Annotated in this window: 23 protein-coding genes, 1 other RNA gene and 1 pseudogene; 14 read left to right on the plus strand and 11 right to left on the minus strand. The window is 73.3% G+C overall.

The window, feature by feature from the left end; all coding sequences use genetic code 11:
• Window positions 1-193 precede the first annotated feature (193 nt).
• Genes ACIHEJ_RS11535 through ACIHEJ_RS11545 form a run of 3 tightly spaced genes read left to right on the plus strand, consistent with a single transcriptional unit; the run spans window position 194 to window position 3104 of the window.
• Window positions 194-1051, plus strand: a complete 858-nt coding sequence (locus ACIHEJ_RS11535) for a MaoC/PaaZ C-terminal domain-containing protein (RefSeq protein WP_400134291.1) — start codon at window positions 194-196, stop codon at window positions 1049-1051.
• 25 nt (window positions 1052-1076) lie between these two features.
• On the plus strand, window positions 1077-2153 hold the full coding sequence (locus ACIHEJ_RS11540; RefSeq protein WP_400134293.1) for a Zn-dependent alcohol dehydrogenase: 1077 nt from the start codon (window positions 1077-1079) through the stop codon (window positions 2151-2153).
• A 12-nt stretch (window positions 2154-2165) separates the two neighbouring features.
• Window positions 2166-3104 carry a 3-oxoacyl-ACP reductase gene (locus ACIHEJ_RS11545; protein WP_400134295.1) on the plus strand — a complete coding sequence of 313 codons (939 nt, stop codon included), beginning with the start codon at window positions 2166-2168 and terminating at the stop codon, window positions 3102-3104.
• Window positions 3105-3156: 52 nt separating this feature from the next.
• On the opposite strand, the gene ACIHEJ_RS11550 is transcribed toward ACIHEJ_RS11545, so the two are convergent.
• Together ACIHEJ_RS11550 and ACIHEJ_RS11555 are read right to left on the minus strand one after the other, a co-directional pair.
• Window positions 3157-3315: a hypothetical protein gene (locus ACIHEJ_RS11550; RefSeq protein WP_400134297.1), complete on the minus strand. Its 159-nt coding sequence runs from the start codon at window positions 3313-3315 to the stop codon at window positions 3157-3159.
• A gap of 96 nt (window positions 3316-3411) precedes the next feature.
• Window positions 3412-4623, minus strand: coding sequence for a hypothetical protein (locus ACIHEJ_RS11555; RefSeq protein WP_400134298.1), 1212 nt, complete (start codon window positions 4621-4623; stop codon window positions 3412-3414).
• A gap of 186 nt (window positions 4624-4809) precedes the next feature.
• On the opposite strand from ACIHEJ_RS11555, the gene ACIHEJ_RS11560 reads away from it, so the two are divergent.
• Genes ACIHEJ_RS11560 through ACIHEJ_RS11570 form a run of 3 tightly spaced genes read left to right on the plus strand, consistent with a single transcriptional unit; the run spans window position 4810 to window position 7737 of the window.
• Window positions 4810-5646 carry a Nif3-like dinuclear metal center hexameric protein gene (locus ACIHEJ_RS11560; RefSeq protein ID WP_400134300.1) on the plus strand — a complete coding sequence of 279 codons (837 nt, stop codon included), beginning with the start codon at window positions 4810-4812 and terminating at the stop codon, window positions 5644-5646.
• Window positions 5647-5662: 16 nt separating this feature from the next.
• Complete coding sequence (locus ACIHEJ_RS11565) at window positions 5663-6406, plus strand: zinc ribbon domain-containing protein (protein WP_400135131.1); 744 nt, start codon at window positions 5663-5665, stop codon at window positions 6404-6406.
• Window positions 6407-6432: 26 nt separating this feature from the next.
• A complete protein-coding gene (locus tag ACIHEJ_RS11570) occupies window positions 6433-7737 on the plus strand; it encodes a bifunctional RNase H/acid phosphatase (protein ID WP_400134302.1) in 1305 nt (434 codons plus the stop codon).
• Here the strand turns inward: ACIHEJ_RS11570 and eda are convergent.
• Window positions 7709-8371, minus strand: coding sequence for a bifunctional 4-hydroxy-2-oxoglutarate aldolase/2-dehydro-3-deoxy-phosphogluconate aldolase (eda, locus tag ACIHEJ_RS11575; RefSeq protein WP_400134304.1), 663 nt, complete (start codon window positions 8369-8371; stop codon window positions 7709-7711). The genes ACIHEJ_RS11570 and eda overlap by 29 nt on opposite strands.
• A gap of 106 nt (window positions 8372-8477) precedes the next feature.
• Window positions 8478-9260 (minus strand): peroxide stress protein YaaA, encoded by a 783-nt coding sequence (yaaA, locus tag ACIHEJ_RS11580; RefSeq protein WP_400135132.1) that lies wholly within the window; start codon window positions 9258-9260, stop codon window positions 8478-8480.
• A gap of 74 nt (window positions 9261-9334) precedes the next feature.
• On the opposite strand from yaaA, the gene ACIHEJ_RS11585 reads away from it, so the two are divergent.
• Complete coding sequence (locus ACIHEJ_RS11585) at window positions 9335-10771, plus strand: RNB domain-containing ribonuclease (RefSeq protein WP_400134306.1); 1437 nt, start codon at window positions 9335-9337, stop codon at window positions 10769-10771.
• A gap of 118 nt (window positions 10772-10889) precedes the next feature.
• An RNA gene (rnpB, locus tag ACIHEJ_RS11590) (RNase P RNA component class A) lies at window positions 10890-11292 on the plus strand.
• Between the two features lie 164 nt (window positions 11293-11456).
• On the opposite strand, the gene ACIHEJ_RS11595 is transcribed toward rnpB, so the two are convergent.
• The 3 genes from ACIHEJ_RS11595 to ACIHEJ_RS11605 form a co-directional block, all read right to left on the minus strand.
• The gene (locus tag ACIHEJ_RS11595; protein ID WP_400134308.1) at window positions 11457-11807 is read right to left on the minus strand and encodes a type II toxin-antitoxin system Phd/YefM family antitoxin; all 351 of its coding nucleotides are present in this window, start codon (window positions 11805-11807) and stop codon (window positions 11457-11459) included.
• Window positions 11808-12269: 462 nt separating this feature from the next.
• The gene (locus tag ACIHEJ_RS11600; RefSeq protein ID WP_400134309.1) at window positions 12270-12617 is read right to left on the minus strand and encodes a MazG-like family protein; all 348 of its coding nucleotides are present in this window, start codon (window positions 12615-12617) and stop codon (window positions 12270-12272) included.
• Window positions 12618-12655: 38 nt separating this feature from the next.
• On the minus strand, window positions 12656-13210 hold the full coding sequence (locus ACIHEJ_RS11605) for a DoxX family membrane protein (RefSeq protein WP_400134311.1): 555 nt from the start codon (window positions 13208-13210) through the stop codon (window positions 12656-12658).
• Between the two features lie 140 nt (window positions 13211-13350).
• On the opposite strand from ACIHEJ_RS11605, the gene ACIHEJ_RS11610 reads away from it, so the two are divergent.
• A complete protein-coding gene (locus ACIHEJ_RS11610) occupies window positions 13351-13677 on the plus strand; it encodes a nuclear transport factor 2 family protein (protein WP_400134313.1) in 327 nt (108 codons plus the stop codon).
• Window positions 13678-13859: 182 nt separating this feature from the next.
• Here ACIHEJ_RS11610 and ACIHEJ_RS11615 read toward each other — a convergent pair.
• Window positions 13860-14651: pseudogene (locus ACIHEJ_RS11615) on the minus strand (ABC transporter permease); the annotation flags it as partial.
• Window positions 14652-14858: 207 nt separating this feature from the next.
• Here ACIHEJ_RS11615 and ACIHEJ_RS11620 point away from each other — a divergent pair.
• Window positions 14859-16076: a D-alanyl-D-alanine carboxypeptidase family protein gene (locus ACIHEJ_RS11620; protein WP_400134315.1), complete on the plus strand. Its 1218-nt coding sequence runs from the start codon at window positions 14859-14861 to the stop codon at window positions 16074-16076.
• A gap of 219 nt (window positions 16077-16295) precedes the next feature.
• Here the strand turns inward: ACIHEJ_RS11620 and ACIHEJ_RS11625 are convergent, their stop codons facing one another.
• The 3 genes from ACIHEJ_RS11625 to ACIHEJ_RS11635 form a co-directional block, all read right to left on the minus strand.
• A complete protein-coding gene (locus ACIHEJ_RS11625; protein WP_400134317.1) occupies window positions 16296-17054 on the minus strand; it encodes an SDR family oxidoreductase in 759 nt (252 codons plus the stop codon).
• Between the two features lie 83 nt (window positions 17055-17137).
• On the minus strand, window positions 17138-17500 hold the full coding sequence (locus ACIHEJ_RS11630; RefSeq protein WP_400135133.1) for a hypothetical protein: 363 nt from the start codon (window positions 17498-17500) through the stop codon (window positions 17138-17140).
• A 96-nt stretch (window positions 17501-17596) separates the two neighbouring features.
• Entirely contained in the window at window positions 17597-18610 is a 1014-nt protein-coding gene (locus tag ACIHEJ_RS11635; RefSeq protein WP_400134320.1) for a Gfo/Idh/MocA family protein, read from the minus strand.
• A 99-nt stretch (window positions 18611-18709) separates the two neighbouring features.
• Here ACIHEJ_RS11635 and ACIHEJ_RS11640 point away from each other — a divergent pair, with 99 nt between their 5' ends.
• From ACIHEJ_RS11640 to ACIHEJ_RS11655, 4 genes are all read left to right on the plus strand, one after another.
• Window positions 18710-20017 carry a multidrug effflux MFS transporter gene (locus tag ACIHEJ_RS11640; RefSeq protein WP_400134322.1) on the plus strand — a complete coding sequence of 436 codons (1308 nt, stop codon included), beginning with the start codon at window positions 18710-18712 and terminating at the stop codon, window positions 20015-20017.
• Window positions 19957-21138 carry a serine hydrolase domain-containing protein gene (locus tag ACIHEJ_RS11645; protein WP_400134324.1) on the plus strand — a complete coding sequence of 394 codons (1182 nt, stop codon included), beginning with the start codon at window positions 19957-19959 and terminating at the stop codon, window positions 21136-21138. The genes ACIHEJ_RS11640 and ACIHEJ_RS11645 overlap by 61 nt, the downstream gene beginning before the upstream one ends.
• A 58-nt stretch (window positions 21139-21196) precedes the next feature.
• Window positions 21197-22174 (plus strand): small ribosomal subunit Rsm22 family protein, encoded by a 978-nt coding sequence (locus ACIHEJ_RS11650; protein WP_400134326.1) that lies wholly within the window; start codon window positions 21197-21199, stop codon window positions 22172-22174.
• A 137-nt stretch (window positions 22175-22311) separates the two neighbouring features.
• Window positions 22312-23049, plus strand: a complete 738-nt coding sequence (locus ACIHEJ_RS11655; protein ID WP_400134327.1) for a bifunctional DNA primase/polymerase — start codon at window positions 22312-22314, stop codon at window positions 23047-23049.
• Window positions 23050-23057 lie beyond the last annotated feature (8 nt).

Below are 23057 nucleotides of genomic sequence, written 5' to 3' on the forward strand. Positions count from 1 at the left end.
ACGGACTCGGACAGGACACATGTCCCACCGACGTCAGCTGACACAGCGTCAGGAGCCTTCCCATGTGCGGAGCGCTGGGCTATACAGGGGGCGCCGGAATGGAACGCGTTCTAGATCCGCCCCATGGACGACCTCGGTGCGGCCGACGGTGCGGACGGCCGTGCCGAGGTCTTGAGATGCCCCCAGGAGTCCCATGCCCATCGACGCAGCCAAGGCCCTCGCCGCGGAACCACGCACCGGCGAGATCACCTGGACCACGAAGGACGTACAGCTCTACCACCTCGGCGTCGGCGCGGGCGTCCCCGCCACCGACCCCGACGAGCTGCGCTACACCCTGGAGTCCCGGCTGCACGTCCTGCCGAGCTTCGCCACCGTCGCGGGCGCCGGCGCGCCCGGGGTGATCAGCGGGCTGTCCATGCCCGGCGTGGAGGTCGAGCTCGCCAAGGTCCTGCACGGCGGGCAGTCGCTGCGCGTCCACCGCCCCATCCCGGCCGAGGGGACGGCGACCGCGACCAACCGGCTCGCCGCCGTGTACGACAAGGGCAAGGCCGCCATCCTGGTCCTGCGCACCGAGGTCACCGACCCCGACGGCCCGCTGTGGACCAACGACTCCCAGATCTTCGTACGCGGCGAGGGCGGGTGGGGCGGCGACCGCGGCCCCACGACCCGCCCGGACCCGCCCATCGGCGACCCCGACCGGACCGTCGAGCGCCCGATCCGCGAGGACCAGGCACTCCTCTACCGCCTCTCCGGCGACTGGAACCCGCTGCACGCCGATCCGGAGTTCGCGAAGCTCGCCGGGTTCGAACGGCCCATCCTGCACGGCCTGTGCACCTACGGCATCACGCTGAAGGCGGTCGTGGACACGCTGCTCGGCGGCGACGTCACGCGCGTCCGCGGCTACAGCACCCGGTTCGCCGGGGTGGTGTATCCGGGCGAGACCCTGCGCATCCGCATGTGGCGGCAGGAGGGCGGCGTCCGGGTGGCCGTGAGCGCCGTGGAGCGGGGGGACACGCCGGTCCTCGCCGACACCGTCGTAGACCACTCCTGAAACCCGTACCGAGGGGAGCCGCACCATGCGCGCAGCCGTACTGCACGAGATCGGCCAGGACAAGCTGGAGGTCCACGACGACGTCGAGGCGGTGGGCCTCGGCCCCGGCAAGGTCAGGGTCCGGGTGCGGGCCACCGGGCTGTGCCACTCGGACCTGTCCGCGATGAGCGGGGTGCTGCCGCAGCCCGCGCCGTTCGTGCCGGGCCACGAGGGAGCCGGCGAGATCCTCGAGGCCGGTGACGGCGTACGGCACCTGAAGCCGGGCGACCGGGTCGTGCTGTGCTGGCTGCCGGCCTGCGGGGCCTGTCCGGCCTGCAGGCGCGGGCAGACCGAGCTCTGCCTGGCCGGGTTCATGAACGCGGGCACCCCGAACTTCCGGCGCTCCGGCGGGGACGTCTTCGGCTTCGCGGGCACCGGCACCTTCGCCGAGGAGGTCGTGGTCGACGCCGGCTGCGCCGTGCCCATCCCCGACGACGTGCCGTACGACATCGCCGCGCTGATCGGCTGCGGGGTGACCACCGGGCTCGGGGCCGCGCTCAACACGGCCGACGTGGAGGCCGGTTCCTCGGTCGCCGTCATCGGCTGCGGCGGCGTCGGCATCTCCGCCGTGCAGGGGGCCCGGCTGAGGGGTGCCGCCGAGATCGTCGCCGTCGACCCGGTCGCATCCCGGCGCGAGTCCGCGCTCAGGTTCGGGGCCACGCAGGCCGTCGCCCCTCAGGAGCTGGCCGACGCCAAGCAGCGGGTCACCGGCGGGGAGGGCTTCGACTACGTCTTCGAGGTGGTCGGCCGGTCCGCCACCGCCCGCACCGCCTATGAGAACACCCGGCGCGGCGGCACCCTCGTCGTGGTCGGCGCGGGCGCCATGGACGACTTCCTGCAGCTCAACATGTTCGAGCTGTTCTTCGACGAGAAGCGCATCCTGCCCTCCATGTACGGCGGCGGCGACGTGATCCGCTCCTACGAGCGCACCATCGCCCTGTGGCGGGCCGGCCGCGTCGACCTCGCCGGCCTGATCACCCACCGGGTGCAGCTGGCGGAGATCAACGAGGCACTGGACCAGATGCGGTCCGGGACGGCCCTGCGCACCTGCATCGAGATCTGAGGACGGAGCGGAATGGCACTGCCACTCGAGGGACTGTCCGCCGTCGTCACCGGCGCCGGGCGCGGACTCGGCCGGGCGGAGGCCCTGGAACTCGCCCGGCTCGGTGCGGCCGTGGTCGTCAACGACTACGGGCAGCCGGGGCGGGACGGCTCGGGCGAGGCGTCGGCGGGGCCCGCCGAGCAGGTCGCCGCCGAGATCCGGGCGGCCGGCGGCGAGGCCCTCGCGCACACCGGGGACGTCGCCGACCTGAGACAGGCCGAGGAGCTCGTCCGGCTGGCGATCGCCGAGTTCGGCAAGCTGGACGTCCTCGTGAACAACGCGGGCATCCTGCGCGACCGCATGGTCTTCTCCATGACCGAGGACGAGTGGGACGCGGTGATCCGCGTCCACCTCAAGGGGCACTTCAACACGACCCGCTTCGCCGCGGCGCACTGGCGGGAGCGGTCCAAGGCGGCCGGGGGGCCGGTGTACGGGCGGATCGTGAACACCTCCTCGGAGGCGTTCCTCGCCGGTTCCGCCGGCCAGCCCAACTACGCGGCGGCGAAGGGCGGGATCGTCGGTCTGACCACGTCCAGCGCCCTGGCCCTCGCCAAGTACGGCGTCACGGCCAACGCCATCTGCCCACGCGCCCGGACCCGGATGACCGAGGACGTCTTCGCGGGCCTGAGGGCGCCGGACGAGGGCCTCGACCCCCTGGCCCCGGAGCACGTCGCCCCCCTCGTCGGGTACCTGGCCGCACCGGCCGCCGCCCGGATCAACGGACAGCTGCTCGTCGTGCACGGCGGCATGGTGGCGGTCGTCGAACGGCCCCGGGTCCAGGCGAAGTTCGACAGCAAGCAGGAGACGTTCACGTACGACGAACTCGACGCCCTGCTGACCCCGCACTACGCGGACCGGCCACCGGGGGAGACCTTCGCGGCGGCGGAGGTACTGGGGCTGAAACGCGGGTGAGGAACAGGAAGAAGGGGGCGCCCGTCGGACGCCCCCTTCTCCGCTGTCACCCTCAGGCAGCCGCCTCGGCAGTCTGCTCGGCCGGCTTGCGGTGCCGGCCGTGCGGAGCCGTCTCGTTCTCCTGGGCCGCGACCGGCCCCCGGTGCCGGCCGTGGCCGGCAGCCTCACGAGAGTCGGCGGTCAGCTGCTCCGTCGTGCTGGTGTCGTTCATCGGACGTATTCACCCCGTCAACATGATCTTTCGTACAGCCGGGCGAGTGTAACCGGCACACCACGGGCCGAATCCAGGCGCACACGCCAACCGGCACTACTTCGTTACAAGACGTCCCAGGGGCGCCTGTTGCAACGGCACCGGACGCGCCACCACAGGCTCCGGAGGATCCGGTTCCGCCGCCTCCCGGGGCGCCTCGGGCACCCCGGCAGCCGTGCCGTCCCGGACCGGATCCTCCAGGCCCACGCCCCCCGGCACCGCGGCGGCCGTACCGCCCGCGGCCCCCGTCTCCCCCCTGGGCACCGACAGCTCCGCCACACCGCACGGAGTCTCCTCCGTGGCGTACGGCAGCCGCAGCACCCCGTCCCGCGTCCACAGCCCGGTCCCCGCCAACCACCCTGCGGGCGCCGGGAGATGACGCACCTGCCGCTCGGCCGGCCGCCAGGTGCCGACCCAGCTGCCGAGCGCGCCGTCGACGCGCAGCGCCACCGCGCAGTTCTCCGGCATCAGCACCTGCCCCGGCTGGACGGCGAACGGCGTCACCGTGCAGTCCGGCATCCGCAGGCACTCCGGGAAACGCACCGGCAGCGTGCTGCCGAGCACCCCCCAGCCCAACCGTTCCCGCCCGGGGCACGGCGCGTCCGAGGAGATCAGCAGCAACCCGCTGTCGGGGTCGGCGAGCAGCAGCCGGTCGTCGCTGCCGTCCGCGATCTGCAGCAGCGGCGAGACCTCCGCGCGCTCCAGGTCCACCACCACCGTCTTGGTCCGCCCGCCCAGCTCCCGGTCCAGCGCCAGCATCCGCGCGCCCCGGTCCAGCCAGACCCCGCCCGCACAGCGTCCCGGCACCTCGGCGACCCGCTCCGGACCGAAGGCCCCGCCCGCCACCAGCCAGACCGTCCCGGAGCGCGGGCCGGCGGCGAGTGCGTACGCCCGCACGCCCCCCGGCACCGGCGGCAGCAGCGTCAGCCGGGCGCCGGGCTCCGGGCACTCCACCGCGCCGAGCGGCAGCTCGCCGGTGCCGGGGCCGGTCGGGTACAGCAGCGAGAAGACGTGCCGCCCCTCGGTCAGCCGGTGGATCAGCACCCGGCCGTCGCCCATGGGCTGCACCTCGGTGCCCGGCTCCTCCGGCTGGTTGCCGGGCAGCGGCACGGCGTACGGCTCCGGGCCGTCCAGCGTCCAGCGCTCCGGGAACCAGCAGTCACCGGCCGGCGCGAGCCGGGCCGCGTACGCGCCGTCCGCCGTGATGGCGCACGCCGCCGAGCCGTCCGCGGCACCGGTCGACGGGGGTTCGGTCGCACAGGCGGTCATCGTTCGGTCACCTCCGGCGACGAAGTTAGTTTTCGCACGCACGGCCGGGGGACCGCCGGTCGCCCGCTTCACACATACGTGTGGCGCAGAAGCGATTCCTCTGAGGAAGCGGGGGGTGGTGTGCTGGGCGGGACGCCGGGCGGGATCCGGTGCGGCCCCGCCGAACAGCCAGGTAGCCTTTTCCCCGTGCCCCGTCTGTCTGAAGTCATCGCCGCGCTGGAGAACCTGTGGCCCGCCGAGCGGGCCGAGTCCTGGGACGCGGTCGGCACGGTCGTGGGCGACCCCGATCAGGAGGTCACCCGGGTCCTGTTCGCCGTCGACCCCGTGCAGGAGATCGTCGACGAGGCGGTGAAGCTCGGCGCCGACCTGCTGGTCACCCACCACCCGCTGTACCTGCGCGGTACGACGACGGTGGCGGCGACCCACTTCAAGGGCCGGGTCGTGCACGCGCTGATCAAGAACGACATCGCCCTGCACGTCGCCCACACCAACGCCGACACGGCCGACCCGGGCGTCTCGGACGCCCTCGCCGGCGCGCTCGACCTCCGGGTCGTACGCCCCCTCGTGCCGGACCCGACCGACCCGCAGGGCTGTCGGGGTCTCGGCCGCGTGTGCGAACTCGACCACCCCCTCACCGTGCGCGAACTGGCCGCCCGCGCCGCCGAGCGGCTGCCCGCCACCGCGCAGGGCATCCGGGTGGCCGGCGACCCCGAGGCCGTCGTCCGGACGGTCGCCGTCAGCGGCGGCTCCGGCGACAGCCTCTTCGACCAGGTCCGCGCGGCCGGTGTCGACGCCTTCCTCACCGCCGATCTGCGCCACCACCCGGCTTCCGAGGCGGTGGCCCACAGTCCCCTCGCGCTGCTCGACGCGGCGCACTGGGCCACCGAGTGGCCCTGGTGCGAGCTGGCCGCGAGCCAGCTCGACGAGATCTCCGACCGTCACGGCTGGGACCTGCGCGTCCACGTCTCCAAGACGGTCACCGACCCCTGGACCGCCCACGCGGCGTCCACCACCTCTAGCTGAACCTGGGAGCCCCCAACTGAACGCCGCGCCCGCCGACCAGATCCGACTCCTCGACGTCCAGGCACTCGACGTCCGCCTGCAGCAGCTCGCGCACAAGCGGAGGTCGCTGCCCGAGCACGCCGAGATCGATTCGCTGACCAAGGACCTCACGCAGCTGCGCGACCTGCTCGTGGCCGCGCAGACCGAGGAGAGCGACTGCGCCCGCGAGCAGACCAAGGCCGAGCAGGACGTGGACCAGGTGCGCCAGCGCGCCACCCGGGACCAGCAGCGGCTGGACTCCGGCGCGGTCACCTCGCCCAAGGACCTGTCCAACCTCCAGCACGAGATCGCCTCCCTCGCCAAGCGACAGGGCGACCTGGAGGACGTGGTCCTGGAGGTCATGGAGCGCCGCGAGGCCGCGCAGGAGCGGGTGAGCGAGCTGACCGAGCGGGTGGGCTCCGTCCAGTCGAAGATCGACGACGCGGGTGCCCGCCGGAGTGCCGCCTTCGAGGAGATCGACGGCGAGGCCGCCTCGGTGACGAAGGAGCGCGAGGTCGTCGCGGCCTCCGTCCCCGCCGACCTGCTCAAGCTCTACGACAAGCTGCGCGAGCAGCAGGGCGGCATCGGCGCGGCCAAGCTGTACGCCCGTACCTGCCAGGGCTGCCGCCAGGAGCTGGCGATCACCGAGCTGAACGAGATCCGCGCGGCGGCGCCGGACACCGTGGTGCGCTGCGAGAACTGCCGCCGCATCCTGGTGCGCACGGCCGAGTCCGGTCTGTAGGCGTCGGCAGACAAGGGGCCTGAGGGGTGAGGGAGTTCATCGTCGAGGCCGACGGCGGGTCGCGGGGCAACCCGGGGCCGGCGGGCTACGGCGCCGTGGTGAGCGACGCGGCGACGGGTCAGACGCTGGTGGAGTCCGCCGAGTACATCGGCGTGGCCACGAACAACGTCGCCGAGTACCGGGGCCTGCTCGCGGGCCTGCGTGCGGCCCGCGCCCTGGACCCGTCCGCCGTGGTCCACGTCCGGATGGACTCCAAGCTGGTCGTCGAGCAGATGTCGGGCCGCTGGAAGATCAAGCACCCCGACATGAAGCCCCTGGCGACCGAGGCGAGGACGGTCTTCCCGCCGGCCCAGGTCACCTACGAGTGGATCCCCCGGGAACGCAACAAGCACGCGGACCGCTTGGCCAACGAGGCGATGGACGCGGGGGTGAAGGGCAGACAGTGGTCCCCGTCCGAGTCGAGGGCGGCCCTGGAGACCCCCCCTGCCGTTCCCGAGCCGTCGGGCCCGCCGGGCGACGCGGCGGCGGGCGCGGCCAGGGCGCGGGCGGCGCTGGCGGAGGGGCGAGCGGCCGATACGGCCGCCGCCACGGGCAGCGCTGCCGCCGCACCCGCCGCGGCTGCGGGCAGCCGTGCGGCCGAGGCGGCGCCCACCCCGACCGGGCAGCACGTCTCGAGCCCGGGCTGGAGCAGCGCCCCCGACCTCGGCGCCCCCGCCACCCTCGTCCTGCTCCGGCACGGCGAGACCCCCCTCACCCCCCAGAAACGCTTCTCCGGCAGCGGCGGGACCGACCCCTCCCTCTCCGACGCCGGCCGCGAGCAGGCCCGCCGCGTCGCCGAGGCGCTCGCGCGGCGCGGCACCGTCCAGGCGGTCGTCGCCTCCCCGCTGGCCCGCACCCGCGAGACGGCGGGCATCGTCGCCGCCCGCCTCGGCCTGGACGTCGCGGTCGAGGACGGCCTGCGCGAGACCGACTTCGGCGCCTGGGAGGGCCTCACCTTCGGCGAGGTCCGCGACCGCCACCCCGAGGACCTGAACGCCTGGCTCGCCGACCCGGAGGCGCACCCCACCGGCGGCGGCGAGAGCTTCGCCGAGACGGCCACCCGGATCGCGGCCACCCGGGACAAGCTGGTCGCGGCCTACGCGGGCCGCACGGTCCTGCTGGTCACCCATGTGACCCCGATCAAGACCTTCGTCCGCCTCGCCCTCGGCGCCCCGCCCACCGCCCTGTTCCGCATGGAGCTGTCGGCCGCCTCCCTCTCGGCGGTGGCGTACTACGCCGACGGCAACGCGAGCGTCCGCCTGTTCAACGACACGTCGCACCTGCGTCCCTGAGGCCGGCCGCGCCCCGCGCCAGCTCCTCGATCCGCGCCCAGTCCCCGGCGGCCACCGCATCCGCCGGTACCATCCAACTCCCGCCCACACAGCCGACGTTGGGCAGAGCCAGGTACTCCGGAGCGGTCGCCGGACCGATCCCGCCGGTCGGGCAGAAGCGGGCCTGCGGCAACGGTCCGGCCAGCGACTTCAGATAGGCCGTACCGCCCGCCGCCTGCGCCGGGAAGAACTTCATCTCCCGCACCCCGCGCTCCAGCAGCGCGACGACCTCCGAGGCGGTCGACACCCCGGGCAGGTACGGCACCCCGGACCCCCGCATCGCGTCCACAAGCCCCTCCGTCCACCCCGGGCTGACCAGGAACTCGGCTCCGGCCGCAGCGCACGTGCGCACCTGCTCGGGCGTGAGGACCGTACCCGCCCCGACCACCGCCCCGGGCACCTCGCCGGCGATCGCGTGGATCGCGTCCAGCGCCGCCGGCGTCCTGAGGGTCACCTCGATCGCGGGCAGCCCCCCGGCCACCAGTGCCCGCGCCAGCGGTACGGCGTCGGCGGCGTCGGAGAGCACCACCACGGGCACCACCGGCGCGAGATCCAGCACGGAGGCAGCAGCGGGCGAGGGCGGCGGCGAGGTCATGCCCTCATCGTGCCCAGCCGGTACAGCATGCACAATGAACGTTGCACATGCTGCAATGCGCACGGGATGTCTGACCGGATGCGCGCCCGGAGTTCCCGTCAGCGCGTCAGTGGATCTCCTCCACCAGCACGTCCAGCGACCACGCCTTGCCGGCCTTCCCCGGGGCCTCCGCCTCCACCACGTGGCCGAGGTCCCGCAGCGCCTCCACCAGCCCGGCGGGGTCCTCGGGCACGGCCCCGGCCGACAGCAGGCTCCGGACGATCCGCCCCTTCGTCGCCTTGTTGAAGTGGCTGACCACCTTCCGGGTCGGCGCGTGCAGCACCCGCACGGTCGCCGTCCGCCCGGCGACCTCCCCCTTCGGCTTCCAGGCCGCCGCGTACGCGGAGGAGCGCAGGTCCAGCACCAGGCCCGCCCCGGCCGCCTCGGGCAGCACCTCGGCCATCGGCGCACGCCAGTGCGCCGCCAGCGCGCCCAGCCCCGGCAGCTTCACACCCATCGAGCAGCGGTAGGAGGGGATCCGGTCCGCCACCCCCACCACGCCCCACAACCCGGAGAACACCAGCAGCGAGTCCGCCGCGCGCCGCCGCGCCGCCGCGTCCAGCGAGGCCAGGCCGAGAGCGTCGTAGAGGACACCGGTGTAGATCTCGCCGGCCGGGCGGGCACCCGCCGTGCGCAGTCCGGCGTTCTTCGCGACCTCGCCGCGCAGCCCCTCGCTCAGCCCGAGCACCTCGCGCGCCTTCTCCTCGTCGGCGGCGCACAGCTCGACCAGCTCGCCGAGCACGGCCTCCCGCGCGGCGGTCAGTCCCGGCAGGGACAGCGACGACAGCTCCAGCGGGGCGCCCCCGCCCGCGCTCGCCTTGCCTTCCGAGGGCGGCAGCAGGACCAGCAACACGTACTCCTCACGTAGACCTCCGCGACAGCGTACGGCGTGCCGCCCACCGGCCGGCGACCTAGGCTCGTGGCATGCCCTGCCGCAAGATCCGCGTCACCGGCGCCCCCGAAGCCCAGCTCCGGGCCGCCCTCGCCGCGCTGCGTGCCGAGCTCGGCATCCCGGAAATCTTCCCGCCCGAGGTGCGGGAAGAGGCCGAGCGAGCGGCCGGGGCCGCCACCGCGCCGTCGTACGACGACGCCACGGACATCCCCTTCTTCACCCTCGACCCTCCCGGCTCCCTCGACCTCGACCAGGCGACCCACCTCTCCCGGCAGGGCACCGGCTACCGGGTCCGGTACGCCATCGCCGACGTCGCCGCCTTCGTCGTACCAGGCGGCGCCCTGGACGCGGAGGCCCACCGCCGGGTGCAGACCCTGTACTTCCCCGACGAGCGGGTCCCGCTGCACCCCGCCGTGCTCGGCGAGGGCGCCGCCAGCCTGCTGCCGGACCGGACCCGCCCGGCCGTGCTCTGGACCATCGACCTGGACGCGGAGGGCCGCACCCTGGCCGTCGACGTCCGCCGTGCCCTCGTGCGCAGCCGGGCCAGGCTCGACTACGCGGGCGTACAACAGCAGATCGACGCGGGGACGGCCGAGGAGCCCGTCGCCCTGCTCGAGGAGATCGGCGAGGCCCGCGAGCGGCTGGAGGTGGAGCGCGGCGGGATCTCCCTGAACGTGCCCGAGCAGGAGATCACCGCGCAGGACCACACCTACGGCCTCGGCTACCGCGCCCCGCTGCCCGCCGACGCCTGGAACGCCCAGCTCTCCCTGCTCACCGGCATGGCCGCCGCCGACCTGATGCTCGCCCACGGCACCGGCATCCTGCGCACCCTCCCGGCCGCCCCCGACGGCGCCGTGGCCCGGCTGCGCCGTACCGCGACCGCCCTGCACATCGACTGGCCGCACCATGTGTCGTACGCGGCCCTCATCCGCACCCTGGACCCGCACGATCCTCGCCACGCGGCCTTCCTCCAGGAGTGCACGACGCTCCTGCGCGGTGCCGGCTACACGGTCTTCCGGGACGGCGCCCTCCCCGCGATCGCCACGCACGCCGCCGTCGCGGCCCCCTACACCCACTGCACGGCCCCGCTGCGCCGCCTCGCCGACCGCTACGCCGCCGAGATCTGCCTCGCCGCCGTCGCCGGGCAGACCTCGCCGGACTGGGTGCTGGCCGCGCTCGACGCGCTGCCCCGGCAGATGGCCGACGGCGCCCGCCGCGCCGGCACCGCCGAGCGGGGGTGCGTCGACCTGGTGGAGGCGGTGCTGCTCGCGGACCGGGTCGGGGAGGTCTTCGAGGGCTGTGTGGTGGACCTCGACGGACATCAGCCGAACGCGGGAACCGTCCAGCTGGTGTCCCCCGCGGTCGTCGGCCGGATCGAGGGCGACCGGCTGCCCCTCGGCGAACGCCTGCGGGTCCGGCTCACCCGCGCCGACCCGGGCACGGCGCAGATCCTCTTCACGCCGGCGTGAGAGCCGCTGACCCCCTCCGTCCTGGTGGCCTTCGCCCTGATCCTGACCGGCTCCGTACCGGCGACGGCCGCCGGTCCACGACGCCCCACCCGCCCGGTACCATGGTCGACACGGCAGACGAGCCGGGCGGGCGGCCGCGTGGAGTCCCCCCAGGGGGCTTCCCGAGGAACGTCCGGGCTCCACAGGGCAGGGTGGTGGCTAACGGCCACCCGGGGTGACCCGCGGGACAGTGCCACAGAAAACAGACCGCCGGGGACCTCGGTCCTCGGTAAGGGTGAAACGGTGGTGTAAGAGACCACCAGTGCCCAGGGTGACCTGGGCAGCTAGGTAAACCCCACCCGGAGCAAGGTCAAAAGGAGACACCCCGGTGTTTCTGCGCGGACGTTCGAGGGCTGCCCGCCCGAGTCCGCGGGTAGACCGCACGAGACCGGTGGCAACACCGGTCCTAGATGGATGGCCGTCGCCGAGGGGGCCGTGAGGCCCCCTCGGAACAGAACCCGGCGTACAGCCCGACTCGTCTGCCGCCAAGGGCACCTGACCAGGGAACATGCTGGGCAGGGGCTCTTTTTGCCAGGTCAGGAGCTTGATCGAACCCCGGTCCGTACCGGTTCAAGCCGGACCTCACGGTGACGAACGTCGCCGAGCTTGTTGCGCAGCACGCCGTTGGGCATGGCGTACGGATCGTTCACCCTGCCCGCCGCTCCGAAGTCTGTCCGTGGCGGGCGATCGCGCGGGCGACAAGGGTGTCCGCGTCGAGGTCGCCCTTTACGTACGCCTCGGTGTCGCGGTCGGATGCCTCGGAGGCGTGGAGCCCCTCGGCCTCGATGGAGCCGGTGGCCGAGGCGACGGCCGCACGCCGTGCGGCTCGGCCACTCAGTGCCTCGAAGGCCTCGACGGACAGGAGGACGCCCTGGGGCTTGCGGTGGGCGCCGATCAGGACCGGCTCGGCATCCGCGCCGGACTCCGATAGGTCGGTCAGGATCCGCGACAATCTGGCGCGGGCGTCGCTGACGGTCACGACCTCGGGGATCTCCATGCTGTCACCGTACCCATATAGAGTCTTGATTCTGTACAGATTCTAGTACGGATTCTGGTGGATGCCGCCATGCCCGCCCGCCCCCACCGGTGTGCCGCCGCACTCGTTGAACGAGGTGCCGCAGACATTCCGCCCCAGAGCTCGTACGACGTACGCGCCGGCCGTAACACGGTCCTGGAGTACGGATCCTTCGGCCAGCATCCGCAGGTGTGCGCGGCCATGGGCGACATCATCGATCAGGTCGTGCAGTACGCGGAGACGGTGCTTGGTCTGGCCGACCGGCTGAACTCGGGATTCATCGGCAAGAAGCCGGACGGACGACCCGGCAGCAGGAGACGGACTCGGTCATCTTCGAGTGCATCGAGCAGACCGTCTGAACTCCGATAGCGACGAAGCCTCCGTCCGGACCGCTCCGGCGCGGGGACGCCTTCTTACGGAAATCAGCACCGCCGGAGCAACGCCTCACGCAGATCGCTCCGACGGCCCGAGCGGTCGGTCCGCCACCCTCCTCAGCTGCCGCTCGAACACCTCCCGTGCCTCCGGCGTCAGCGTCCGCAACGCCACCAGCGCCGTGATCACCACGTCGCACAGTTCCGCCTGGACGTCCTCCCACGTGTGGGTGATGCCCTTGCGCGGGTTCTGGCCGGTCGCGCCGATGATTGCCTCCGCGACCTCGCCGACCTCCTCCGACAGCTTGAGGACGCGGAGGAGGACGCCTTCGCGGCCGTGGTGCTTCTGGGTGGCCTCCAGGCGGGACCAGAGGTCGTCGACGGTCGGCCAGAGGGCAGCGGCGCAGTCACGGTCGGTCATGCCGCTCAGCGTCCCATGCCGTTCGGGACGGCCGGTGGCTACTCCTCGAACTCCTCGAACAGCGCCTCCTGCTCGCCTTCCCTCTTCGCCCGGCACCGCCGGTTGCGCGCCCCGATCACCACGGCCGTGGCCGCAGCCGTGACGCCGAGGGCCGTCGGCACCATCCAGCCGCGGTCGACGACGTGGCCGAGGGCGTGGTCGAGGGAGAGCCGGCCGGGGCCGGTGACGGCCAGGCCGGCCGCCGCGAGGCCGAGGCTCGCCGCGTGCTCGTAGCCGCCCTCCTGGGCGAAGAAGCCGTTGGGCATGTGGACCGCCGCCGCCCCCGCCATCGCGCCGGCCGCCGCCGCGCCCGCCGCCGGGGTCGCCAGGCCCAGGGCGAGGAGGGTGCCGCCGCCGGCTTCCGCGAGGCCCGCCGCCGTGGCGCTCGCCCGGCCCGGCGCGTAGCCGACGGACTCCATGAACTGGCCGGTGCCCTCCAGACCGTGCCCGCCGAACCAGCCGAACAGCTTCTGCGCGCCGTGCGCGGCCAGCACTCCGCCCGTCCCCAGCCGGAGCAGGAGCAGGCCCAGATCACGTCGGTCGTAACAGCTCACGGTGACTCCCTGCAAAGACATGCGGTCACTGGCGGACGGGTCCCTCCCGGCGTTTCCACCGTCGCAGCTCTCCCACCACCGGGCGCGTCGTGGAGGGCGTTCGGGTGGCGGGGCCCAGGCAGCGGTGTGAGCCTGGCGCCATGACGATTCAGCCAGCCAAGCTCAGCGATCCGGCCGTCCGCGCCTTCGTGAACGCCGTCAACTCCCGTGACCGCGACGGCTTCATGTCCCTCCTGACGCCCGGCGCGACCATGGCCGACGACGGCCAGGACCGCGATCTCGCCGAGTGGATCGACCAGGAGATCTTCTCCTCCCACGGCCATCTGGACGTCGACAACGAGTCCGACGGCGGCCGCGCCCTCCTCGCCCACTACCGCAACGACACCTGGGGCGAGATGCGCACCAGGTGGCGCTTCGAGATCGACGACGACGGACGGATCTCGCGGTTCGAGACCGGGCAGGCGTAACAGGCCCCGCGGGCTTGTGCTCGCGTGCGCCCCGAGGCCCAGCGTTCCCGTCCATGACGAGGACTCTGGGACGCAGCGGCATCGACGTGAGCGCACTCGGCTTCGGGTGCTGGGCCATCGGCGGCGAGTGGCAGTCCGCCGACGGGCAGCCCCTCGGCTGGGGCACGGTCGACGACGACGAGTCCGTACGGCTGGGCCTGCTTCAGCGGCAGATGGACGTCGGTGGTGGACTCGCCGCTGTCCGGGGTGGCGATGCCGACGACGGTGTACTCGGTGCCGGAGATCTTGAAGGTCGAGCCGGTCTCGTACTTCTTCGGCTTGGCGTACGACGTGCTGACCACCGCGACCTCGGCGTCCGTCTGCGCCGAGGTGAAGGTCCTCCCGGAAGCGATCTTCATGGTGGCGAGGGGGCCGAGCGCCTGGTCCGTGACGTCGACGCCGGCCACCGAGTAAGTGTTGACGTCGAAGTTCGCGCCACCGCCCTGCACTTGCGGCTGTCCGCCGCCGCTCCCGCCGCCGGGTCCGCCCTGCTGCCCACTGTTCCCGGAGTTCCCGGACGACTGCGCCTTGCCCTGGGTGAAGGAGCCGTCGACCTTGGTCACGTTCAGGGAGAGGGCGCCGACCGCCGAGGCCACGCCCTTCTGCGCGGCGACCTTCTGGACCAGGGAGGACTTCAGGGTCTGACTGCCCTGTGCCATCACGCGGTCGGCGCTCTGGCCGGCCTTGCTGCTCGACTTGGCGTCGAACCGGAAGTCCGGGCCCTGCGAGCTGCCCGCCTTCGGTGCCGACCGGGCCTTGGTGACGGTCATGTCGGTGCCGAGGCCGTAGAGCGATTTCAGGACCTTGTCCTGCGCCTGCGTCATGCCGGCCGACACCGAGTTCACGGTGATGACCAGCGCGATTCCGAGCGCCAGACCCATCGCGATGACCAGAGCGGCCTTCCTGCGGCGGCTCAGCTCGCGTGTGAGATAGATGCCAAACGTCCCGGTCCCCGAAGGCTCTTGGCGCCCGCTGCGGGCGCTGCCACAAGCTAGGGAGGAACCTTTGAGCCGCCTTGGGTAAGGGATGTGTAAGACCCGAGAAAGCGGGGTAGCTCATCGGATTTTCATAACGCGGCAAATTCCGGGCCGTTGCGGCGTCCGTCACGGAAACCGCTGCTCGGCGCGGTGTACGGTCCCGGGGTGCGCGAATGTTCCCGGCTCAGCCGGCGGGCCGTCCTCGGACTGACGGCCGCCGCCCTTCCCCTGTCCACGGCCACCGAGGCCTCGGCGACCACGGTCATCGGAGGCGAACGGCTCGCCCGGGGCGGTGTCCAGGTGAGGGGTGCCACCGGCCTGCCCAAGAAGCTCGACGCCCGCGCGTGGCTCGTCGCCGACGGCGAGAGCGGCGAGGTCCTCGCCTCGTTCAACGCGCACCGGCGGCTCGCGCCCGCGTCCACGCTGAAGATGCTGTTCGCGGACACCGTGCTGAAGAAGTTCGACCGCGCCCAGCGCTACACCGTCCAGGATTCCGATATTTCGGATGTTCCGGCCGGTTCCAGTCTGGTCGGCATCAAGCCCGGCATCACCTACACCGTCGAGCAGCTGTGGCAGGGCGTGTTCCTGCGCTCCGGCAACGACGCCGTGCACGTGCTGTCCCACATGAACGGCGGCATCGCCAAGACGGTAGCCGAGATGCAGGCCAAGGCCGCGGATCTGCAGGCGCTGGACACCCATGTGGTCAGCCCCGACGGCTTCGACCACAAGGGTCAGATCTCCTCGGCGTACGACCTCACGCTGTTCGCCCGCCACGGTCTGAAGGACGCCGACTTCCGCGGGTACTGCGGCACCCGGACCGCCGACTTCCCGGCGGGCGGCAAGAAGACCTTCCAGATCCAGAACACCGATCGCCTGCTGACCGGGGCGTGGGGCCTGAAGACGTACGACGGCCTGATCGGCGTCAAGAACGGCTACACCAGCAACGCCGGCAACACCTTCACCGGCGCGGCCACCCGGGGCGGACGCACCCTGCTGGTCACCGTGATGCACCCGGTCGCCGGCAGCAACGCCGTCTACGAGCAGACCGCCGCGCTGCTCGACTGGGGGTTCGGGCGCGGGCGTACGGCGCAGGCGGTGGGCACCCTGGTCGAACCGCTCAGCGAGGGCGGGGCGAGCGCGAGTCCGGCACCGGGGGAGCGGGGGACGGCACGCGCGGCGGCCGGCGCTCCCGGCTCGGCGCCCCGCGGCCCCTCGGCCGGGCGGCTGGTGGAGGGTGCGGCGGGTACGGCCCTTCTGCTGGGGGCGGCCGGTGCCTGGGCGCTGAAGCGGCGGCGCGGGGCGACGGCCACGGAACCCCGGGCGGAGACGGAGACGGAGACGGTGGCGGATCCGGCGGAGACGGGCGGCAGGCACCGGCGTTGAGCTGTGCGGCGGCCGTTCCATCGACCGGTGTGCACCCCGCGGGCACGCGCGAGGTCCACCCCCAACTCCGGTCCGGTGGAACGGCCGCCGCCTCCCCCCTCGGTGTGGCTGCGGAATCCATGTGCTCCAACTGTGAAGTTCTCGTGGAGGAAAGTTGAGCATACGTGCTCGACCGGCCGCAATGGCGCGGACGTTCAAATTCCGCTTGTGTAAGTGAAGTCAGCCCCGCCCGATGTACGGCATCGTCGTCGCCAGCACCGTCGCGAACTGCACGTTCGCCTCCAGCGGCAGCTCGGCCATGTGCCGCACGGTGCGCGCCACGTCGGCCACGTCCATCACCGGTTCCGGGGCTACCACCCCGTTCGCCTGGAGCGCGCCGGTCTCCATCCGGGCCGTCATGTCGGTGGCCGCGTTGCCGATGTCGATCTGCCCGACCGCGATCCGGTACGGCCGCCCGTCCAGCGACAGCGACTTGGTCAGGCCGGTCAGCGCGTGCTTGGTCGCGGTGTAGGCGACCGAGAGAGGGCGGGGCGTGTGCGCGGAGACGGAGCCGTTGTTGATGATCCGGCCGCCCTGCGGATCCTGCTCCTTCATCCGCCGGTACGCGGCCTGCGCGCACAGGAAGGCGCCGTTGAGGTTCGTGTCCACCACGTGCCGCCACGCGTCGTAGGGCAGCTCCTCGACGGGGACGCCGCCCGGCCCGAAGGTGCCCGCGTTGTTGAACAGCAGGTCCACCCGCCCGAACCGCTCCACGGTCGCCGTGAACAGCGCGTCCACGTCCTCGGGCCGGGACACGTCCGTGCGCACGGCGAGCGCGGCGCCGTCCGGCACCAGCGCCGCCGTCTCCTCCAGCGTCCCGGTCCGCCGGCCCGCCAGCGTCACCGACCAGCCGTGGCGCAGCAGCTCCACGGCGACGGCCCGGCCGATGCCGGAACCGGCGCCGGTCACGACCGCGATCTTCGATTGCCTGTCAGTCATGGCATCGCAGCGTAGGCGTGAAGTCCGCCATGCGGAATCCAGTGTCCGTCATACGGTCGACGTGAAGGCCCCTCGAGCGTCGCCTACCGGCCGGCCGGGCAGACACGGCCGAGCGAGCCGTCCGGGAGGTACTGCGAGCGCTCCTGCGGGGTCAGGCCGTGTCCGACAGCGTGGCAGACCTTCTCGATCCACGTGTCGGGCTGGGCGCGGGCGACCTGCCAGAGGCGCACCGTGTCGTCGTCGTTGCCGGTGGCGAGGGTGCGTCCGTCGGGGCTGAAGGCGAGGGAATCCACCCCGCCTTCATGATTGGTGAGGATGCCCCGACTCCTCCCGGTGGCCACGTCCCACAGTCGCACGGTGCCGTCGGCACTGGCGGAGGCGAGGGTGCGGCCGTCCGGGCTGAAGGCCGGCGCGCCGACCCAGCCGGTGTGGTCGCTCAGGGGGATGCCGCTCGCGCTTTCTTCGCGTTACTCGCAATCCGGGCATCCGTGCCATTCCGTAGAACTTTCATTCGCCGAAGAGAAGTTGACGCGGCAAATGCCTCAGGCGGCTGCGGTCACGGCCTCCCCGGGGTAGCGCACCCCGATCCGCTCCCGCACCGCGTCCAGCGTGCGCATCACCGCGAGGGTGCCCTCCAACGGCACCAGCGGCGACTCCTTCTCACCGGCCCTGAGCGCCCGCATGACCTCCACCGCCTCGTGCCGCAGGCTGGTGCGCGGCCCGTCGGCGGGGTCGGCGGTGAACTCCTGAGGGTCACGGCCGTCGCGGTGCAGCACGAAACGGTCCGGGTGGAAGAAGCCGGACGGGACGTCGATGCGGCCCCGGGAGCCGGTCACCGACGCGGTGACCCCCGTACCGCCCACGATCGAGCAGTGCAGCGAGGCCAGCGCGCCGCTCTCCCAGGACAGCAGCGCACCCGTCTGGAGGTCGACGCCCTCCTCGGACAGCACCGCGCTCGCCGTCACCGCGTCCGGCTCCCCGAGCAGCAGCTGCGCGAACGACACCGGGTACACGCCGAGGTCCAGCAGCGCCCCGCCGCCCAGCTCCGGATCCCTCAGCCGGTGCGCCGGCGGGAACGGCCCCGCCAGGCCGAAGTCCGCCTGCACGGTGCGCACTTCGCCGATCGCCCCGTCGGCCACCAGCTCCCGCAGCCGCCGGACCAACGGATTGCAGTACATCCACATCGCCTCCATCAGGAAGCGGCCGTGCTCGCGGGCCAGCGCGACGAGTTCCTCCGCCTCGCGCAGGTTCAGCGTGAACGGCTTCTCGCACAGCACGTTCCGCCCCGCCTCCAGGCACAGCCCCGCCGCCGCCCGGTGCGCCACGTGCGGAGTGGCCACGTACACGACATCGATGTCCGCATCGGCCGCCAGCGACGCCCAGTCGCCGTACGCCCGCTCCACCCCGAACCGCTCCGCGAACGCCTCCGCCGACTCCCGGTTGCGCGAGGCCACCGCCGTGATCTCCGCGTCCGGCAGATCGACCAGGTCCGCCGCGAACGCCGCGGCGATCCCGCCCGTCGCCAGGATCCCCCACCGCACGTTCCGCTCCGCCATCGCCCCACCCTCGTTCAACCGTGCCTCGGCAGTGTGTACGAGCTGAGAGCATAGGTGCCGGGCGGGTCCGGCAGGTGGTTCAGACAAGGGGAGGGACGCATGCACGAGCACGCGGCGGCACCGACACCGCGCACGGAGCCCGCGGCCGCCTCCGACCGGCCGCGGGACGCCGGACGCCCGCCCACCGGCGCGCTCGTCACCTTCCTGCTCGGCGGCCTCACCGCCACCACTCCGCTCGCGATGGACATGTACCTGCCGTCGCTGCCCGAGGTCACCCGCTCCCTGCGGGCGCCCGCCGTCACCGTCCAGCTCACCCTCACCGCCTGCATGGCAGGCCTCGCACTGGGACAGCTGGTCGTGGGCCCGATGAGCGACCGCTGGGGCCGCCGCCGCCCGCTGCTCATCGGCATCGCCGGCTACCTCCTCGCCACCGCCCTGTGCGCCCTCGCCCCGAACGTCGAGACCCTGATCGCCTTCCGGCTGGTGCAGGGGCTCGCCGGTGCCGCCGGAGTGGTCATCGCCCGGGCCGTCGTACGCGACCTGTACGACGGCGTGGCCATGGCACGCTTCTTCTCCACCCTGATGCTGATATCCGGCGCCGCCCCGATCGTGGCGCCGCTGATCGGCGGGCAGATCCTGCGGGTGACCGACTGGCGGGGCGTGTTCGTCGTGCTCACGCTGGTCGGCGTGCTGCTGGGCGCCCTGGTCTGGCTGCGGCTGCCCGAGACCCTGCCCGCGGCCGAGCGGCACGGCGGTGGCGTGAGGGAGGCCCTCCGCTCGATGCGCGGCCTCCTCGCCGACCTGCCCTTCACCGGCTACATGCTCGCCGGCGGCTTCGCCTTCGCCGCGCTGTTCGCCTACGTGAGCGCGTCCCCGTTCGTCATCCAGGAGATCTACGGCGCCTCCCCGCAGACCTTCAGCCTGCTGTTCGGCCTGAACTCCGTCGGTCTGGTGGCCGCCGGGCAGATCAACGGCAAGGTGCTGGTCGGCCGGGTCAGCCTGGACAAGGTCCTCGCCGCCGGCCTCACGGTGATCGTGCTCGCCGCGACCGCCCTGCTGCTGATCGCCACCGGCGCCCTCGGTGACGTGGGCCTCGTCCCCGTCGCAGCCTCCCTCTTCGTCCTGATGTCCGCCATGGGCATCACCCTGCCCAACGCCCAGTCCCTCGCCCTGCTGCGCACCCGGCACGCCGCCGGCTCCGCCTCCGCGCTGCTCGGCACCTCCTCCTTCCTCGTCGGCGCGGTCGCCTCCCCGCTGGTCGGGGTGGCCGGTGAGCACACCGCCGTGCCCATGGCCGTCGTCCAGCTGGCGGGAGCACTGGTCGCGGTGGCCTGCTTCGTGGGAATGTGCCGTCCCTGGAACACGCGGGGGAACGCCCGTGCGGGGTCGGAGGGAGACGAGAACTGAGCGCACCGAGACTGCGCGCCGACACACCGGAACGGGCGGGGCTGGACCCCGCCGCACTCGCGCACCTGGTCGGCGAGGTGCACGCCCTCACCGCCGGAGACCGCCCCTGGGCGGCCGGCGCCGTCGTGCTGGCCGGCCGCGGACCCGTGATCGCCGTGGCCGAGGCCGCGGGCTGGGCCGTGCGCTACTCCGGCTACGACCCGGAGACCGGCACCGGCGTCGAACTGCCGGCCGCCGCCCGCGTCCCGGCCGCCGTCGACACCCCCTTCGATCTGGCCTCCCTCACCAAGCTCTTCACTGCCGTCGCCGCCGTGCAGCAGATCGAGCGCGGCACCCTCGGCATGGACGCCCGGGTCGGCGACTACCTGCCCGACTTCCACGCCGCGGCCGCCCACGGCATCACCGTGCGGCAGCTGCTCACCCACACCTCCGGGCTGCGCCCCGACCTCCCGCTGTACGACTGCCCGGACGACGCGTCCCGGCTGGACCTGCTGCGCGCCGAGGCGCCGACGGCGCAGCCGGGCACCCACCTGTACTCGGACCTGAACATGCTCCTGCTCCAGAGCGTGCTGGAGCGCCTCACCGGCCGCAGCCTCGACGTCCTCGTCCAGGACGGCATCACCCGTCCGCTCGGGATGACCTCCACCGCCTTCGGCCCGTGCCCGGGCGCCGCGGCCACCGAGGACCAGCGGCAGCCGTGGGCCAAGGCGGACCGGGGGATGCTGCGGGGCGTCGTCCACGACGAGAACGCCTGGGCGCTCGGCGGGGTCGCCGGACACGCGGGCCTGTTCTCCACCGCGCCCGACCTGGCCGTCCTGTGCCGTGCCCTGCTCGCGGGCGGCTCCTACGGCCCGGCCCGCATCCTCGGCCCCGACTTCGTGGAGCTGCTCCTCACCCCGCCCGGGCTGGGCTTCGCCGTGGACCAGCCGTGGTTCATGGGCGAGCTGGCGGGCCGGGGCGCGGCGGGCCACACCGGCTTCACCGGCACCTCCCTGGTCATCGACCCGGCGACGGACACGTTCCTGGTGCTGCTCGCCAACACCGTCCACCCGAGACGCCGGCCACCGGACAGCCGCCCGAGGGCGACGCTGGCGACCCACCTGGCGAGGGCGGTGATCTGAGCCCGGGCGCCCGCCCGGCAGGTCCGGTACGGGTACCGCCCAGCCATACAATCGGCAGGTGAACGACACCCTCCGGAGCACCCTCGAGGAGCTGCTCGACGGACTCCCGCCCAAGCAAGCTGCCGGAGCGGTGGACCGGCTGATCGCCAACTACCGCGGCGAGACCCCCACCCACGCCCCCATCCTCCGCGACCGCGCCGACGTGGCCGCCTACGCCGCCTACCGCATGCCCGCCACCTTCGAGGCGGTCCGCTCGGCGCTGGCGGCGTTCGCGGCCGCCGTACCCGACTGGGCCCCCGCCGGCCACGTCGACGTCGGCGGCGGCACCGGCGCCGCCACCTGGGCCGTCGAGGCGACCTGGCCCGGCGAGCGCAGCGTCACCGTGCTGGACTGGGCCGAGCCCGCCCTGGCCCTCGGCCGGGAGATCGCCGCGGCCAACCCGGCGCTGAGGGACGCCCGCTGGCAGCACGCCCGGATCGGCGCGGACCTCACCCTGGAGAACACCGACCTCGTCACGGTGTCGTACGTGCTCAACGAAGTCTCCGAGGCCGACCGCACCGCCCTCGTCGACGCCGCCGCCGGCGCCGCCCGGGCCGTCGTGATCGTGGAGGCGGGCACCCCGGCCGGCTACGCCCGTGTCATCGAGGCCCGCGACCGCCTGATCCGGGCCGGGTTCCGCGTCGCCGCCCCCTGCCCGCACAGCGCCGCCTGCCCCATCGAACCGGGCAAGGACTGGTGCCACTTCTCCGCCCGGGTCGGCCGCTCCTCCCTGCACCGCCAGGTCAAGGGCGGCTCCCTGGCGTACGAGGACGAGAAGTTCTCCTACGTCGCCGCCACCCGGCTGCCCGCCCGCCCGGCCCCCGCCCGCGTGATCCGGCGCCCCCAGATCCGCAAGGGACAGGTCCTCCTCGACCTGTGCGAGGCCGACGAGCGGCTGGGCCGTACGACGGTCACCAAGCGCCACGGCGACCTGTACAAGGCGGCCCGGGACGCCGACTGGGGTGACGCATGGCCACCGGAAGACGCCTCTTCGTGACCATTCGTGACGCTTCGTGACGATGAGGTGGCCGTGTGGGACGGCTCTCCCGTCCCTCGACCCCCCGAAGCACACGAAGATGGGACGATAGGGCATGCTGTCCGCACACCAGCGAGACCACGAGGCCGAGGGGACAGATGAGCGCGACGTTCGGCGGCCGGACCGGCCGGCAGGGCAAACTCTCCCAGTGGCTGCTGGGGCGCCGCCCGAAGGAGGCCGCCGACCCCGGCGGGCGTGAGGCCCTGCTGCTCGCCGCCGCCGCGGCGGGCCTGCCGCTCGCCCCCGCCGCGCACCCCGCCCCCGGCTACCGCTGCTCGTGCGACCGCGTCGGCTGTCCCACTCCGGCCCGGCACCCGGTGTCGTTCGCCTGGCAGACCCAGTCCACCACCGACCGCGCCCAGATCGAGCGCTGGGCCCGGCACCAGCCGCAGGCCAACTTCATCACCGCCACCGGCATGGTCCACGACGTCCTTGACGTCCCCCTGGCAGCCGGCCGGGAGGCCCTGGACCGGCTGCTCGGCGCGGGGGTCGAGGTCGGACCCGTCGCCGAGAGCGACGACGGCCGCATGCTGTTCTTCACCCTCACCCGCGGCACCCCCGAGGACGAGGACGAGTGGTGGCCCTGCGAGCTGGACTGCCACCCCGAGACCATGGACGAGCACCCCGGCCTGCGCTGGCACTGCCGGGGCTCCTACGTCCTGGTGCCGCCCGCCCGGCTGCCCGGCGACGACGACCAGCAGGTGCGCTGGGCGCGCGGCCCCGAGCATCCGCTGCCCGACCCGCTGAGCCTGCTGGAGGCGCTCACCGACGCCTGTGCCCGGCACGCCGGAGCGGGGGCCGACCACCAGGGCGCGGCCTGGCCCCTGCGCCACTGAACGCCGGG

The sequence above is a fragment of the Streptomyces sp. NPDC052301 genome (assembly GCF_044593395.1).
In the GTDB taxonomy this organism is placed as follows: Bacteria; Actinomycetota; Actinomycetes; order Streptomycetales; family Streptomycetaceae; genus Streptomyces.

What these genes read in the sequence shown, in the direction of transcription:
- ACIHEJ_RS11535 (WP_400134291.1), top strand. Translation starts at nt 194, where the DNA reads ATGCCCATCGACGCAGCCAAGGCCCTCGCCGCGGAACCACGCACCGGC.
- ACIHEJ_RS11540 (WP_400134293.1), top strand. Translation starts at nt 1,077, where the DNA reads ATGCGCGCAGCCGTACTGCACGAGATCGGCCAGGACAAGCTGGAGGTC.
- ACIHEJ_RS11545 (WP_400134295.1), top strand. Translation starts at nt 2,166, where the DNA reads ATGGCACTGCCACTCGAGGGACTGTCCGCCGTCGTCACCGGCGCCGGG.
- ACIHEJ_RS11550 (WP_400134297.1), bottom strand. Translation starts at nt 3,315, where the DNA reads ATGAACGACACCAGCACGACGGAGCAGCTGACCGCCGACTCTCGTGAG.
- ACIHEJ_RS11555 (WP_400134298.1), bottom strand. Translation starts at nt 4,623, where the DNA reads ATGACCGCCTGTGCGACCGAACCCCCGTCGACCGGTGCCGCGGACGGC.
- eda (WP_400134304.1), bottom strand. Translation starts at nt 8,371, where the DNA reads ATGACCTCGCCGCCGCCCTCGCCCGCTGCTGCCTCCGTGCTGGATCTC.
- ACIHEJ_RS11585 (WP_400134306.1), top strand. Translation starts at nt 9,335, where the DNA reads ATGCCCTGCCGCAAGATCCGCGTCACCGGCGCCCCCGAAGCCCAGCTC.
- ACIHEJ_RS11595 (WP_400134308.1), bottom strand. Translation starts at nt 11,807, where the DNA reads ATGGAGATCCCCGAGGTCGTGACCGTCAGCGACGCCCGCGCCAGATTG.
- ACIHEJ_RS11600 (WP_400134309.1), bottom strand. Translation starts at nt 12,617, where the DNA reads ATGACCGACCGTGACTGCGCCGCTGCCCTCTGGCCGACCGTCGACGAC.
- ACIHEJ_RS11610 (WP_400134313.1), top strand. Translation starts at nt 13,351, where the DNA reads ATGACGATTCAGCCAGCCAAGCTCAGCGATCCGGCCGTCCGCGCCTTC.
- ACIHEJ_RS11625 (WP_400134317.1), bottom strand. Translation starts at nt 17,054, where the DNA reads ATGACTGACAGGCAATCGAAGATCGCGGTCGTGACCGGCGCCGGTTCC.
- ACIHEJ_RS11635 (WP_400134320.1), bottom strand. Translation starts at nt 18,610, where the DNA reads ATGGCGGAGCGGAACGTGCGGTGGGGGATCCTGGCGACGGGCGGGATC.
- ACIHEJ_RS11640 (WP_400134322.1), top strand. Translation starts at nt 18,710, where the DNA reads ATGCACGAGCACGCGGCGGCACCGACACCGCGCACGGAGCCCGCGGCC.
- ACIHEJ_RS11655 (WP_400134327.1), top strand. Translation starts at nt 22,312, where the DNA reads ATGAGCGCGACGTTCGGCGGCCGGACCGGCCGGCAGGGCAAACTCTCC.